Source organism: Streptomyces saintjeani (genome assembly GCF_055409605.1).
The window spans coordinates 6362733-6376206 of record NZ_CP189624.1; the positions used below are offsets into that span (position 1 = coordinate 6362733).

Here is a 13474-nt window from a genome sequence, read left to right on the forward strand (position 1 = left end):
GACACCGTCAGCCACTCCTCGTACGCGTACATGTCGCCCCCAGACTGCTCCAGCCAGCGCATGAATGCCGAACACGCAGTGCGTGACAGTGAGTTGAACTGCCGGAACCTTGCTGTGCCAAACAGGCTGCCGTGCTATCGCAACTCGGTACCGCTTGCTCGTACCAGAGGTTGCGACGGCCTCGGCTTTACTGCCGGGAGAGCGTGGCCGGGTCGATCTCGATGGGGAACGGTGTGTTCAGGTGGGTTGTCGCGCCGGCCAGGGCTGTTGTCCGTTCCACGTACCGGCCGCCTTCCAGTTCGTAGACCGCGAGCATCGGGGCCGGGTCGAACTCCAGACGCCAGAAGTGCGGGATCGCGGCCTCCGCGTACAGCAGGGGTTTGATCTTGCGGTCCATGGTGCGATTGCCGGGGGAGACGAGTTCGACGACGAGCTGGACCGCGTCGACGTCGACGGTGACGGGGTCGTCGGCGGTCGCGCCCGCGTCGGCTAGGACCAGGTCGGGTACGACCAACCCGGACGGCAGGACGACGTTGACACCTGCCAGGGTCTCTACCGGCGCGCCGACGGCTCTGGCGGCTGTGTCGAGAACGACGTGGAGACGGAACGAGGCCCGCTGGTGGCGGATGCCGGGCGCGGGGGACGTTACGAGGGATTCCCCCAGCAGCTCGTAACGGACGGTGCGATCTTCGGGCAGAGCCAGGACGTCGGCGACGGTCCAGGGTCCGGTGTGGTCGATGGCAACGCCCATTCCCTTTCACCTCCTCGTCCGACCGGGAGTCCTGGGTGTGACCCCGACAGGCGGTATACGGCCAGCATACGGACGTCTTCACTCGACGACACCGGGTTCGTCGGTGCGGGTGAGTTACCGGACATGCTCCGACTTGACGGCGTTCACGAAGGTCAGCCAGGAGTGGGTGGGGAAGACGAAGGCTCCGTGGGAGGGGGCCTTCGAATCGCGGACCGCGACCTCGCCGGCGGGGAGGGGGAGGTACTCGACGCAGTCGGCGCCGCCTCCGTTGCTGTAGCTGCTCTTCGTCCAGCCGCCTGCCGGGAGGTTCTTGCGGATCATCGTCTTCCTCTAGCTTCTCTCGAAGTCCCGCATCGCGAGCCTGATCAAGTCAGTGGTCTGCCGTGACGATAGGGCGGCTGCGCGAATCTCGTCAAAGAACTTGCGATGCCCCGTGACGTCAGCAGCGTCTTGCATGAAGAGGGCCTTGGTAGGGGTGTCGATCTCCACGACGTCCAAGGTGGTGGCGTCCTCGTTGATGAGGATTCTGAAGGACCCTTCGAGCCCAGCGTAGACCGCCTGATCGAGTGGTACGACCTGGATGGTCACGTGAGGTTTCCGCGTCAACTCAAGCAGGTGACTTAGCTGCTTCACCATGGCTTCGGGGCCGCCGACCGGCCTGCGTACGACCCCCTCGTCAAGGATGAACACCGCCTGCGGTGGCTCCTCTTGCTCGAAGACTCCCTGCCGCGCCATCCGGAGTCCGACGTAGTGCTCTACCTCCTCAGGGCTACGCCACGGTTCAAGCCCCTGGATCATGGCGTAGGCGTACTCAGGTGTCTGGAGTAGGCCCGGCGTGTACATGGCCGCGAACTCCTCGATGCGCGTGCACTCCGACTCCAGAGCCACGATCTCGCGCAGGTTCACGCCGAGGTTGTACTCCGGGAAGTACTGCCGCTGACCGCTCTCCCGGAGCAGCGTGAGCAGGTCCATGCGGACCCTCTCGTCCTTCACGCCGTACAGGTCGAGCAGGGCCTGGAGCTCCAGACGGCGGAGTCGGAGCTTACCCGTCTCCATCTTGGAGATCTTGCTCTGCTGGCCGTCGATCTCGGCGGCGGCCTCTTTCTGGCCGATGCCCGCGGCCTCGCGCAGCCGCTTCATGTCGGCTCCGAGCTTGCGCTGCCTGAGCGTCGGGCCTTGCCTGCTGGTCACATCTCCTCCTTGAGCGGGACCAAGTCTGTCGTACGACGCAACTCGGGGAGAAGGTCACGCCTGTTGCGGCATATGCCAGAGTCCCGTGAGTGTTTAGCTCGTTCGGATTTATTCCTCTAAGTATGTTGCGAGCAGGCAAGTGGCTAGCTCACTCTGGTGCCCAGTCAGTCAAGTCTTGCCCGTCAGCATCAAGCTACTGGACCTGGGCCGACCTTGGCTGCCGAACCCCCCAACTGGAGGCGGCATGGCACAACACGCCCAACAGGTGCACCACGAGTTCCGGTTGCCCCTGTTCGTCGAACCGGAGGAGCTGCGCTGGGTACGCAGGGTGGTCGGAACTCACGTTCGAGCATGGGGACTTGACGCCGTCGTGGACGACACGCTCGAAGTCGTCACCGAGCTGCTGACCAACGTCCACCGATACGCCGGCGGCCTCGCCCTCCTCGTACTGCACGTCACCGCCCACGAGTTGCGCGTCACCGTCAGCAACCGCTCCCGCGCGCTCCCCGTTGTGAGGGAGCCGGACTGGGAGGCGCAGTCGGGGCGGGGGATGCTACTCGTCGCGGCGCTGACGGACTGGTTGCGGGCGGAGTTGACGCCGACGGGCAAGGATGTGTGCTGCGGGCTGGGCGCCGGGAGGAGGGCGACGTCGTGATCGTCCCGTACATCACCTGCCGCGCAGGCGAGGACCCCGTCAAGCGCAAGGCGCTGTGCGGAAGTTGGGGCCCGGACGGCCGCCCCCGGCTCGCCTACCGCACCGAACTCCCCGGCGACAGAGACCTGCACGACGTCCTGTGGGCCCGCTGCCCGCAGAAACGCGGACCCGACGGCCTCCCCACCGGCGAACCCCGATGGCGAGACGTCCACCCGACCCGCCAACGCGAGTGCATGCAACGCCTGTTGTGCCAGGTCTGCGCCCAACCCGCCCGCACGAAAAGGGGGTTCACCTTCCTGGTCGCTCCCGGCGAACTACGCCCGCACGAAACCACCCTCCTCACCACCCAACCCCCGGTCTGCCGCAGGCACGTCCGCACCGCCGCCGCCCTATGCCCCTACCTCCGCGACGACCCGACGGTCCTCCTCGTCCCCGCGCCCCGCCTCCACGGCGTGGTCGGCGCCCTCTACGAACACACCGGCCATCACGTCCGCCCCGCCCCGGCCGACATCGGCTTCCTTCCGTACGGCCACGCCTGCCTGCGCTGGTATCTCGCGTCACAGATGGTCCGCAGACTTCACTCGTTCGAGACCGTCGACTTGAAGCGGTTCGCCGACAACCGGGAGAGCGGCGAGGCGTGACCCGCTCGCGCGGCGCGCGCCGAGCCCGGCCGGCACACCACTCCGTCCCCATGCCCGGCGCCCTCGACGGCTACGTGACCCCCGACCTCACCAGTGGTATGCGGCGGCGGGCGTTCCCCTGCTGTTGCGGATCGCCCCCCGGACGGGCACGTTGTCCCTGTTCGGCAGACCGGGGGAGGGCCAGTACGACAGCGCGCACCAGGGCAAATACGGCGAGGAAGTACCCCTGCCCGCCCCGGCCGCCCTCGCGATGTACGGGACCAGGCCGCGCGCCTGACCGCGACACCCCGAGCGATTCCTGAGCCACGCGGCGCCCTGCGCACCCCCTCTGTCCAGCCCTTTCGCAAACCCTCGTACAAACCCTGTTGACGACGTCTATGTTACCGGTAACATCATCGGCCGTCGGAGGTTTTGAGAGCCGCTCACGATGATGTGGGCCGTCCCCGGGAGGCTGCGTGCCCGATCCGCGTCCTCAGGGTTCTGCCTGCTCTCCGTCCCGTACCCCCCTCTCCGGAAGGACCCCCATGTCCGCCCTGACCACCACCCCTACGTCTTTCGAGCTCAACGGCGAGCCCTTCCGGATCATCTCCGGGGCGCTGCACTACTTCCGGGTGCACCCGGACCAGTGGGCGGACCGCCTGCGCAAGGCGAGGCTGATGGGGCTCAACACCGTTGAGACGTACGTGCCTTGGAACCTGCACCAGCCGGAACCGGGGACGCTGGTGCTGGACGGCCTGCTGGACCTGCCACGGTTCCTGCGGCTCGCGCAGGCCGAAGGGCTGAAGGTCCTGCTGCGGCCCGGCCCCTACATCTGCGCGGAGTGGGACGGCGGCGGCCTCCCGCACTGGCTCATGTCGGAGTCGGGCGTCCAACTCCGCAGCAGCGACCCGAAGTTCACGGCGATCATCGACCGCTACCTCGACCTCCTCCTGCCCCCGCTGCTCCCGCACATGGCCGCGTCCGGCGGCCCGGTGATCGCGGTGCAGGTGGAGAACGAGTACGGCGCGTACGGCAGTGACGCCGAGTACCTCAAGTACCTTGTGGAGGCGTTCCGTTCACGCGGCATCGAGGAACTCCTGTTCACCTGCGACCAGGTGAACCCCGAACACCAGCAGGCCGGCAGTATCCCCGGCGTCCTGTCCACCGGGACCTTCGGCGGAAAGATCGACACCGCGCTGGCGACACTGAGGGCGCACCAGCCCGAAGGCCCCCTGATGTGCGCCGAGTTCTGGATCGGCTGGTTCGACCACTGGGGCGGCCCGCACCACACCCGGGACACCGCGGACGTCGCCGCCGACCTGGACAAACTCCTCGCGGCCGGCGCCTCCGTGAACATCTACATGTTCCACGGCGGCACCAACTTCGGCCTCACGAACGGCGCCAACCACCACCACACGTACGCCCCCACGGTCACGTCGTACGACTACGACGCACCCCTCACCGAGAACGGCGACCCGGGCCCGAAGTACCACGCGTTCCGCGAGGTCATCGCCAAGTACGCACCGGTACCGGAGGAGTTGCCCGCCCCCTCGGCCAAACTGCCCGTCACCGAGGTCGAGTTGACCGAACGAGCCCCGCTGCTGCCGTACCTGTCCGAACTGTCGGGCCGGACCGTCCGCACCGAAACCCCCATCACCGCCGATGAGTTGGGGATGCGGGCCGGATACGTCCTGTACCGCAGCAGCCTGCCGAAGAACGGCCTCGGCGTGCTGCGCTTCGAGGGCGGCGTGGGGGACAGGGCACAGGTGTACGTCGACGGCGCGCCGGTCGGCGTGCTGGAGAACGAGCGCCGCGAGACCAGCCTCCCGGTCCAAGTGCACCGCAGGGGCGCCGTGTTGGAGGTGCTCGTGGAGAACATGGGCCGCGTCAACTACGGCCCCAAGATCGGCGCCCCCAAGGGCCTGCTCGGCCCGGTCACGTTCGACGGCATGCCGGTCACGGGCTGGGAGTGCCGCCCGCTCCCGATGGACGCCCCCCTCGGCGCCGCGCTGTACGCCGACGCGGAGACCGAGGCGTGCGCCGAACCCGCCTTCCACCGGGGGACGTTCGAGGTCACCGACCCCGCCGACACGTTCCTCTCGCTGCCGGGGTGGACGAAGGGCCAGGCGTGGATCAACGGCTTCTCGCTCGGCCGGTACTGGAACCGGGGCCCTCAGCAGACCCTCTACGTCCCGGGCCCTGTCCTGCGCCCCGGCGCCAACACGCTGATCGTGCTGGAACTCCAGGCGAACACGACGAACCGCGCGCACCTCGTAGACGTGCCCGACCTGGGCCCGAAGGGGCAGTGAGGCCAGTGACCCACCACCTGCACCTCCCGCCCCCGCCCACCCCACCCCGCACCGGCCACCTCCCCTTCTCCGACGCCCCCGGCGTCCCCGACCCCATCGAGGTCACCAGCCGCTGGCTCACCCGGGGCGGCGAACCCTGGTTCCCGGTCTCGGGCGAGTTCCACTACTCCCGCTACCCGAACGCCGGTTGGGAGGAGGAACTCCTCAAGATGAAGGCGGCGGGAGTCACCGCCGTCGCCTCGTACGTCATCTGGATCCACCACCAGCCGACCGAAGCCGCCCCTCGCTTCGACGGCGACCTCGACCTCCGCCGCTTCGCCGAACTCTGCGCCCGCCACGGCCTCGACTTCATCCCCCGCGTCGGCCCTTGGTCCCACGCGGAGGTACGAGGCGGCGGCCTCCCCGACTGGGTCCTGGCCCGCACGGACGCCACCCGCACGGACGACCCGGCGTATCTCGCCGCCGTACAGCCCTGGTTCGAGGCGATAGCGGCCCAACTCGACGGCTTGCAAAGGGCGTCGGGCGGCCCGATCGTCGCGATCCAGATCGAGAACGAGCTGTACGACCAGCCGGGCCACCTGCTCACCCTCAAACGGATGGCCCAACAGGCGGGCATGGACGCTCCGTTGTGGACGTCCACCGCCTGGGGCGGAGTCCAGCTCCCCGGGGACGAACTGATGCCGCTCTACGGCGGCTACCCCGAGACCTTCTGGACCGAGGCCGACGGCGGCTGGCCCGACACCTGCCGCAAGCACTTCTTCTTCACGCACCAGCGGGACGACGAGGACATCGGCGCGGACCTGCGCCCGACGACTGTGCGGGGCGTCGACTCGTCCGTGTACGCCGAGCGATTCCCGTGGGCCACCTGCGAGTTGGGCGGAGGAATGGCCGTCGCGTATCACCGCCGCCCGCGCGTCGACGCCGCCGACATCGGGTCCCTCGGCCTCACGAAGATCGGCTGCGGTTCCGTCTGGCAGGGCTACTACATGTTCCACGGCGGGACCAACCCGGGCCCCGGCCTCCAGGAGTCCCACGCCACCGGGTACCCCAACGACTTCCCCACCCTGACCTACGACTTCCAGGCACCGCTGGGGGAGTACGGCCAGTACCGCGACTCGTACGACGAACTCCGGCTCCAGCACCTGCTGTTGGCGGAGTTCGGGGAGCGCATCGCGCCGATGGAGTCGGTGCTTCCGCTGGAGGCGCCGACGGGGCAGCACGACATGGAGACGCTGCGGTGGGCCGTACGGACCGACGGGGAGTCCGGGTTCCTCTTCGTCAACAACCACCAGCCGCACGGGGAGTTGGCGGAGCATCCCGGCACGACGTTCACCGTCGGCGGGCTGACCTTCCCGAATGAGCCCTTCACGGTTCCCCAAGGTGCCTATTTCTGCTGGCCGTTCAGGATGGAGTTCGGCGGGCTGCGCGTCGAGTGGGCCACGGCTCAGCCCGTGTGCACGGTCCAGGACGGCGCCCGTACGGTCCTAGTGCTGGCCGCGACCGAGGGGGTGCCGGTCGAAGTCGCGCTCGGCGGGGGCGTCGCGGTGAACGCCATGCCGGAAGGAGCCGCAGTCGGACCGGCGTTCGACGACGGGAGCGGCGTACTGATCACCGGCATCCGGCCCGGCACCGGCGCGTGGATCGAGGCGGAGAACCTCGACGAGGAGCTGATCGCCTTCCTCGTCCTCGACGCCGCCACCGCCCGCACCGCCTACAAGGGCTTCGCCTGGGGCGCCGAGCGGCTGATCCTCTCCGCCGAGGGCGTCGTCCTCGACCAGTACCGCGCCGAGGTCCGGCTGCACGGCCGTACCCCGCACAGCGCGGACACCGTCTCCTTCGCCGTCCTCCCTGCACCGGACCGGCTCCCGAAGGCGGAGGCGCTGAGCGAGACGCGGGACGGGGTACTAACGCGGTACACCCTGTCCGATGCCGATGCCGATGCCGATGCCGATGCCGGTGACCCGGCCCCCGTACCGGCCGTCGACCTCGTACGCCCTGCGGATGACCCGCCCCCACCCACGACCGGCGTACTCCAGCGGGCCAGTGCCCCCGGCGACGAGTGGTACGACCGGTCCGCCGCCGAGTACCGCGTACGCGTCCCCGCGCACGACCGGCACGGCGTCCTACGGCTCCACTGGCACGGCGACGTGGCCCGGGCGTACGTGGGGGAGCGGCTCGTCGCCGACCAGTTCTCCTCCGGCAGGCCCTGGGACATCGGACTGGAGCTGATACCTGAGGGTGAGGAGCTGACGGTACGGGTACTGGCGTCCGACCCGTCCGCGCGGGTGTACCTGCCGGTGGAGCGGGAGGAGGGCGCCGGGATCCGGGGCGCTGAGATCGTCACGGCGAGGGTCTGGACGGTGGGCTGAGAGGCCGGCGCCGTCTCCGGGAGACCCGAGGCGTACCCGCGTACTACTTCAGAGCTACTTCCGGCAGACCCGTACGGCCCGTAGTACCTGAGAGCTACGGGCCGTACAGCCCCTGCAACCCGTAGTACTCCAGAGCCACCCCTCCACCCACCCCCGTCCTATCCTGTGAATCCGTCGGCCACCCCAGCGCCGGCGACCCCAGGCCCCGGAATCGAGCGGGCCGGGGGACGGCCGAGGGAAGAAGCACCCACCATGACGAGAGGCGCTGCCGGGAACCCGGGGACGAAGGGAGGCGGGCGCAGCCGGCGGAACTTCGCGGGGAACCGGCCGGTGATGGAGGACGTCGCGCGGCTCGCCGGGGTCAGCAAGCAGACCGTGTCGCGGGTGCTGAACGAGAACCCGGCGGTCAGGGCGGAGACCCGCGAGGCGGTGCGCGCGGCGATGCGGACCCTCGGCTACCGGCCCAGCCGCAGCGCCCGCTCGCTCGCCAGCGGCCGTACCCGCATGCTCGGCGTGATCTCCTTCGACGCCGCCCGCTACGGCCCCGCCTCCACCCTCACCGCCGTCAACACCGCTGCGCAGGAAGCCGGTTACCTCGTCAGCTCCATCGCGCTCGACACCGCCGACCCCGACACGGTCGTCGAGGCGGTCGAGCGGCTCTCGGCGGAGGGCGCGGACGGCATGATCGCGATCGCCCCCCAGCTGTGGATGGCCGCCGCCCTCGCACAGGCGCGCCTCGACATGCCGCTCGTCATCATGGACAACGACCTCGGCGACGGCACCCCCATGATCACCGCCGACGCGCACACCGGCGCCCGCAAGGCCACCGAGTACCTCCTCTCCCTCGGCCACCCCACCGTCCACCACGTCGCCGGCCCCACCGGCTGGACCTCCGCGAGCCGCCGCGCGGAGAGCTGGGAGGCCGCCCTCAAGGCGGCCGGCGCCCCCGTCCCCGAGCCGCTCGTCGGCGACTGGAGCGCGGACTCCGGGTACGACCTCGGCCGGCAGCTCGCCAAGAACCCCGAGGTCACCGCCGTCTTCGCGTCCAACGACCAGATGGCGCTCGGTATCCTGCGCGCCCTGCACGAGGCGGGCCGCCGCGTCCCCGAGGACGTCAGCATCGTCGGGTACGACGACGTCCCCGAGGCCGCGCACTACCTCCCGCCGCTCACCACGATCCGTACGGACTTCCAGGAGATCGGCACCCGCTCCCTGCACGCCCTCCTCCACCGCATCGAGGCGGGCCCTACCCCTGAGGTACCCCCGTCCGTAGTACCGGTGGACCTGATCGTCCGCGAGAGCACGGCCCCGTACCGACGCTGAGGAGAGGGCACCAGGGTCACGCTGAGTAGTCCTTCAGGGTTAACCGGGTACGACCCGCGTAGGCACCGAACAACCCCTAGACTCCTTACGGCCGTTGATCCGTACTCCGCACCGGAAGGCACCGACATGCGCCGCACCGCGATCAGCACGACCGTCCTCGCCCTCACCCTCCTCGCCGCCCCGGCGACCGCTACCGCACAGGCCCAGCCCCAGCACGCCGGCACGAACGCGCCGGTCAAGGTCACCCTGACCGTGCAGGGCCCCGACGGCCTCCTCTTCAAGGGCAAGGTCAGGACGAAGGGCCACGACGTCACCCCCGCCACGGGCGGCACCCACCGGTGCGACGGCACGAACGCGGGCGCCCACCCCTCCCCGGTGCCCACCCCGACGGCGGCCCTGGACGACGCGGCCCGCGCCAACGGCTTCACCTGGGACGGCACTTGGTACGCCTCGTTCGACGACTACTTCGTGGAGAGCATCAAGAACGTCAAGAGCGACGCCACCGCCTACTGGAACATCTCCGTCAACGGCACCTCGACCCCCGTCGGCGGCTGCCAGTTCAAGCTGAACGCCGGGGACGCGGTGGCGTTCACCTGGACCACTCTCTGAACTCCCGCACCGGGAACGACTCGGGAAGCCACGGGGAACGTCCTGCGGCACCATCGGTGACATCCCGGCAGCGGGACGAACGCCGACGACACTGGGGGACAGCGATGCGCACGAGCACTCCGCGGAACAAGGCGGCCATGACGGCCGTGACCGGCCTGGCGGCCCTCGCCATCGGAGCGCTCGCCGTCACGCACCCCGCCCACACCGTCCGCGCGGACGACCGGGGGCCGGGCTTCACCGGCCCGGTCGTCCTCGCCGACGACCGGGGCCCCGGCAGCGTGCGGTACTGACACGAACGGTCGCTACAGGACCGCGAGTTGCCGGTAGCAAAGAGGGGGCGGGCTGTCCGAGAGGGACGGCCCGCCTTCGTCGTCCGTACGCCCCTCACATCCCCCGCCCCACCTCCCAAACCCCCATCGCGTCGAACAACTCCCCAGCCGCAGCCCGGTGTTCCGCCGCCGCCTCCAGATCCCCGAGCGCCGCCATCACCTCTCCCATCCCCGCCGCGGCCCGAGCCGTCTCGATCCGGTACCCCAGCGTCGACGCGAGCTGATGCGCCCGTCGGTGCAGCTCCAACGCCCGCTCGGGCTCCCCCTGGAGCCGCCGCACCACCCCCACCACGTTGGCAACAGCCGCCCGCCGCAGGGACGTTCCCCGCGAGGACACCAACTCCAGGGCCTGCTCGGCGAATTCGCGTGCCTCCCGCTCCTGCCCCCGCCGCTGGCACAGCAACGCCCAGTGCGCGTGCACCAGCGCGACGTTCCCCGGCTGGAGACTCTCGTCGCACAGTTCGAGCGCCTGCGCGAGACACACCCGCCCCCGCTCGGACTCCCCGAGCCCGAGATGGGCCAGCGCCAGCCAGGTCAACGAAGTGATCTCGTTGCCCCGTTCACCGAGCCGCCGGTTCAACTCCGTGGCCCGCGCGGCGAGTACGGCGGCCTCCGCGTACCGCCCGCTCCAGGTCAGCACGGAACTCAGGTTGGCCAGCGCCTCCGCCTCCATCCGCGCCGACCCCGACTCCCGGTGCAGCGCGATCCCTTGCTCCAGATAGGCGCGGGCCCGCTCGAAGTTCCCGAGCGCGCTGTGCAGCAGCCCGAGCACATCGAGACAGAACGCCTCGGTCGCCCGGTCTCCCCCCTCCAGCCCGAGCGCCTCCCCGGCAGCCTCGATCCCGTCCTGGAACGCCCCCAGCCACCAGTGCGCGATGCCCAGATTCCCGAGGCTCACCCGCAGCAGCAACGGATCCCCGAGCACCCGCGCCGACGCCACCGCACCCCGCGCGGCAGCCCCGAACTCCTCATGCCGGCCAAGGAGGTTGAGACAGAACATGAGATTCCGGCTCAGCACGACGGTGTCCCGGTGCAGCCCCGCGACCCCCGCCCGCTCCACCACCGCCCGCAACGCGTCGTGCTCCCGCCGGAACCACCCGAGCGCCTGCTCGGCCGTCACGAACTCCGGTACCCGCCAGGCCGGTTGATCGGCGTCCGCCTCGTACCGCGTCCGCCCCGGGAACAGCGCGTCGCAGGCCGCCTCGGTCGCGGCCACGTAGTACGACACGAGCCGCCGCAGCGCCCCGGCGCTGTCGTCCTCGTCGCCGCGCAACCCCAACGCGTAGGTGCGCACGAGGTCGTGGAAGCTGTAGAGCCCCATCTCCGGCTGGTCCAGGAGGTGGATGTCGAGGAGGTGCTCCAGGACGTCCTCGGCCGTACGGACACAGCCGTCGAGCAGCGCGGCGACGGAGTGCACGTCGAGCGTGGACCCGGGATGCTCGGCGAGCAGCCGGAACGCGGCCCGCCGGGGCTCCTCCATCGCCTGGTACGACAGCCGGAGCGTGGCCTCCACGCTCCGCTCGCCGGTGCTGAGTTCGTTCAGCCGGCGCGTCTCGTCGGCGAGCCGGTCGACGAGGTACTGGAGGGTCCAGCGGGGCCGGTTGCGCAGCCGGGCGGCGGTGATCCGCAGCGCCAGCGGCAGCCCCCCGCACAGCTTCACGAGCTGCTCGGCGGCCTCGGCCTCGGCGGCGACGCGGTCCGCGCCGAGCGTGCGCTCCAGGAGGGCGGTGCTGTCGGCGGGGGAGAGGAGTTCGAGGGAGAGCCACTCGGCGCCGTCCAGGTCGAGCATCCGCATCCGGCTCGTGAGCAGGACCAGACACCCCTCGGACGCGGGCAGCAGCGGGCGGATCTGCGCGGCGTCCACCGCGTTGTCGAGGACCAGCAACAGGCGCCGCTTCGCGGAGAGTTGCTGCCAGAGAGCGAGCCTGCGCTCGATGCCCTCGGGCATCCGGTCGTCCGGTACGCCCAGGCTGCGCAGCAGCGAGTCGACGACCGGACCGGCCTCCTGCGGCTTCTCGCCGGGACTGAACCCCCGCAGATCGACGAAGAGTTGGCCGTCCGGGTACTCCTCGGCGAGCCGGTGCGCGGTGTGCACGGCGAGCGCGGTCTTGCCGCTGCCGCCCATGCCGTCCACCCCGACGAGCCGGGCCGCTCCCCGGCCCGGGGTCCGTCCGGCGGTGACGATCCGCTCCAACTCGGCCTGCCTGCCCGTGAAGTCGGGGAGGTCGTACGGCAACGTCCTTGGCGCGTCGGCCGGTTTGGAGTCCGGAGCCGGACCGACGGCCACCGCACCGGCCGGCGACGACCCGGGCGCCGCGCCGGATGCCGTCGAACCAGCCGCCGCCGTACCGTTCAACGCCCTGCGGACCGTCGGCGAACGCGGTGCCACCTCCGGACTGTCGCGCAGGATCGCCTCGTACAGCCGCGTCAGTTCCGCCCCCGGATCGATGCCCAGCTCCTCGACGAGCAGCTCCCGCACCCGCGCGAACTCCTCCAGCGCCTCCGCCTGCCGCCCCGACCGGTACAGCGCCAGCATCAACTGGCCTCGCAGCGCCTCCCGCAGAGGATGCGAGGCGATCAACTCGCGTAGAGAACCGACGAGTTCACCCGCCTCGCCGAGTTCGAGCCGCAGCTCGTGGTACTGCTCGGCGACGGCCATGTGCCGTTCCTCCAGGGCGGCGGAGGCGGCGGCCAGCAGCGCCCCGCCCGCACCCGCGAGGACCGGACCCCGCCACAGGTCGACGGCGGCCCGCAACTCCTCGATCGCCTCGGTGAGTTGCCCGGCCGCCGAGGCCTCGCGGGCCCGGCGCGTACGGTGGTTGAACTCGTGCAGGTCCAACTGGTCGTCGGCGAGGACGGCCCGGTAGCCGGTGCCGTCGGTGACGATCAGGTCCGCGCCGCCCGGAATCCGGGTGCGCAGCGCCGCAACCGCCTTGCGGACCTGGTGAGATGCGGTCTGCGGCGGTTCGTCGTCCCAGGCGGCGGCCACCAGCCGGGAGACCGGGACCATCCGGTCCGGTTCGAGCAGCAGGGTGACGAGCACCCGCTCCTGGGTGGGGCTGCCGAGTTTCAGCCGCCGGTCGCCGTGCCAACCCTCAAGCGAACCAAGGATGTTGAAGCGGACGTCTTCTGGTTTCCCATACGCCACGTACCCTCTCCCAGCCCCCGTGTTCCGCTCCGCTTCCGAGCGGAGAAGAACGGATTCATCTTAGTCCCGTGCCGGTGTTCCGTGCGATTGTCGGGCAGGGAGAGGCTGGTGCGGTTCAACTGGGTGGATACTTTGGGAGGTTCGGGCCCGAACCGGCACTCCCGGGCCGA

The 13474-nt window shown here is 70.3% G+C and carries 12 protein-coding genes; 8 read left to right on the forward strand and 4 right to left on the reverse strand.

The window, feature by feature from the left end; translation table 11 throughout:
* Positions 1-187 precede the first annotated feature (187 nt).
* The 3 genes from ACQCO7_RS29110 to ACQCO7_RS29120 all read right to left on the reverse strand — a co-directional run bounded on the left by ACQCO7_RS29110 (position 188) and on the right by ACQCO7_RS29120 (position 1942).
* Positions 188-751 carry a Uma2 family endonuclease gene (locus ACQCO7_RS29110; RefSeq protein WP_464074583.1) on the reverse strand — a complete coding sequence of 188 codons (564 nt, stop codon included), beginning with the start codon at positions 749-751 and terminating at the stop codon, positions 188-190.
* 114 nt (positions 752-865) lie between these two features.
* Positions 866-1072, reverse strand: a complete 207-nt coding sequence (locus tag ACQCO7_RS29115; RefSeq protein WP_464074584.1) for a DUF397 domain-containing protein — start codon at positions 1070-1072, stop codon at positions 866-868.
* 9 nt (positions 1073-1081) lie between these two features.
* Positions 1082-1942: a helix-turn-helix domain-containing protein gene (locus tag ACQCO7_RS29120; protein WP_464074585.1), complete on the reverse strand. Its 861-nt coding sequence runs from the start codon at positions 1940-1942 to the stop codon at positions 1082-1084.
* Positions 1943-2186: 244 nt separating this feature from the next.
* Between ACQCO7_RS29120 and ACQCO7_RS29125 the strand changes: the two genes are divergently transcribed.
* The 8 genes from ACQCO7_RS29125 to ACQCO7_RS29160 all read left to right on the forward strand — a co-directional run bounded on the left by ACQCO7_RS29125 (position 2187) and on the right by ACQCO7_RS29160 (position 10117).
* Positions 2187-2597, forward strand: coding sequence for an ATP-binding protein (locus ACQCO7_RS29125; RefSeq protein ID WP_464074586.1), 411 nt, complete (start codon positions 2187-2189; stop codon positions 2595-2597).
* On the forward strand, positions 2594-3238 hold the full coding sequence (locus ACQCO7_RS29130; RefSeq protein ID WP_464074587.1) for a hypothetical protein: 645 nt from the start codon (positions 2594-2596) through the stop codon (positions 3236-3238). The genes ACQCO7_RS29125 and ACQCO7_RS29130 overlap by 4 nt, the downstream gene beginning before the upstream one ends.
* A 124-nt stretch (positions 3239-3362) precedes the next feature.
* A complete protein-coding gene (locus ACQCO7_RS29135) occupies positions 3363-3515 on the forward strand; it encodes a hypothetical protein (RefSeq protein WP_464074588.1) in 153 nt (50 codons plus the stop codon).
* 247 nt (positions 3516-3762) lie between these two features.
* The gene (locus ACQCO7_RS29140) at positions 3763-5526 is read left to right on the forward strand and encodes a beta-galactosidase (RefSeq protein ID WP_464074589.1); all 1764 of its coding nucleotides are present in this window, start codon (positions 3763-3765) and stop codon (positions 5524-5526) included.
* Between the two features lie 5 nt (positions 5527-5531).
* Positions 5532-7895: a beta-galactosidase gene (locus tag ACQCO7_RS29145; protein ID WP_464074590.1), complete on the forward strand. Its 2364-nt coding sequence runs from the start codon at positions 5532-5534 to the stop codon at positions 7893-7895.
* A gap of 252 nt (positions 7896-8147) precedes the next feature.
* Complete coding sequence (locus ACQCO7_RS29150) at positions 8148-9218, forward strand: LacI family DNA-binding transcriptional regulator (protein WP_464074591.1); 1071 nt, start codon at positions 8148-8150, stop codon at positions 9216-9218.
* 126 nt (positions 9219-9344) lie between these two features.
* A complete protein-coding gene (locus ACQCO7_RS29155) occupies positions 9345-9827 on the forward strand; it encodes a DUF4430 domain-containing protein (protein WP_464074592.1) in 483 nt (160 codons plus the stop codon).
* Between the two features lie 104 nt (positions 9828-9931).
* The gene (locus tag ACQCO7_RS29160) at positions 9932-10117 is read left to right on the forward strand and encodes a hypothetical protein (RefSeq protein WP_464074593.1); all 186 of its coding nucleotides are present in this window, start codon (positions 9932-9934) and stop codon (positions 10115-10117) included.
* Positions 10118-10211: 94 nt separating this feature from the next.
* Here ACQCO7_RS29160 and ACQCO7_RS29165 read toward each other — a convergent pair whose 3' ends face one another.
* Positions 10212-13304 carry an AfsR/SARP family transcriptional regulator gene (locus tag ACQCO7_RS29165; protein ID WP_464074594.1) on the reverse strand — a complete coding sequence of 1031 codons (3093 nt, stop codon included), beginning with the start codon at positions 13302-13304 and terminating at the stop codon, positions 10212-10214.
* Positions 13305-13474 lie beyond the last annotated feature (170 nt).

Excerpts from the sequence above, each read along its gene's own strand:
- ACQCO7_RS29115 (WP_464074584.1), bottom strand. The coding sequence starts at position 1,072 with ATGATCCGCAAGAACCTCCCGGCAGGCGGCTGGACGAAGAGCAGCTAC.
- ACQCO7_RS29150 (WP_464074591.1), top strand. The coding sequence starts at position 8,148 with ATGACGAGAGGCGCTGCCGGGAACCCGGGGACGAAGGGAGGCGGGCGC.
- ACQCO7_RS29155 (WP_464074592.1), top strand. The coding sequence starts at position 9,345 with ATGCGCCGCACCGCGATCAGCACGACCGTCCTCGCCCTCACCCTCCTC.
- ACQCO7_RS29110 (WP_464074583.1), bottom strand. The coding sequence starts at position 751 with ATGGGCGTTGCCATCGACCACACCGGACCCTGGACCGTCGCCGACGTC.
- ACQCO7_RS29125 (WP_464074586.1), top strand. The coding sequence starts at position 2,187 with ATGGCACAACACGCCCAACAGGTGCACCACGAGTTCCGGTTGCCCCTG.
- ACQCO7_RS29160 (WP_464074593.1), top strand. The coding sequence starts at position 9,932 with ATGCGCACGAGCACTCCGCGGAACAAGGCGGCCATGACGGCCGTGACC.
- ACQCO7_RS29140 (WP_464074589.1), top strand. The coding sequence starts at position 3,763 with ATGTCCGCCCTGACCACCACCCCTACGTCTTTCGAGCTCAACGGCGAG.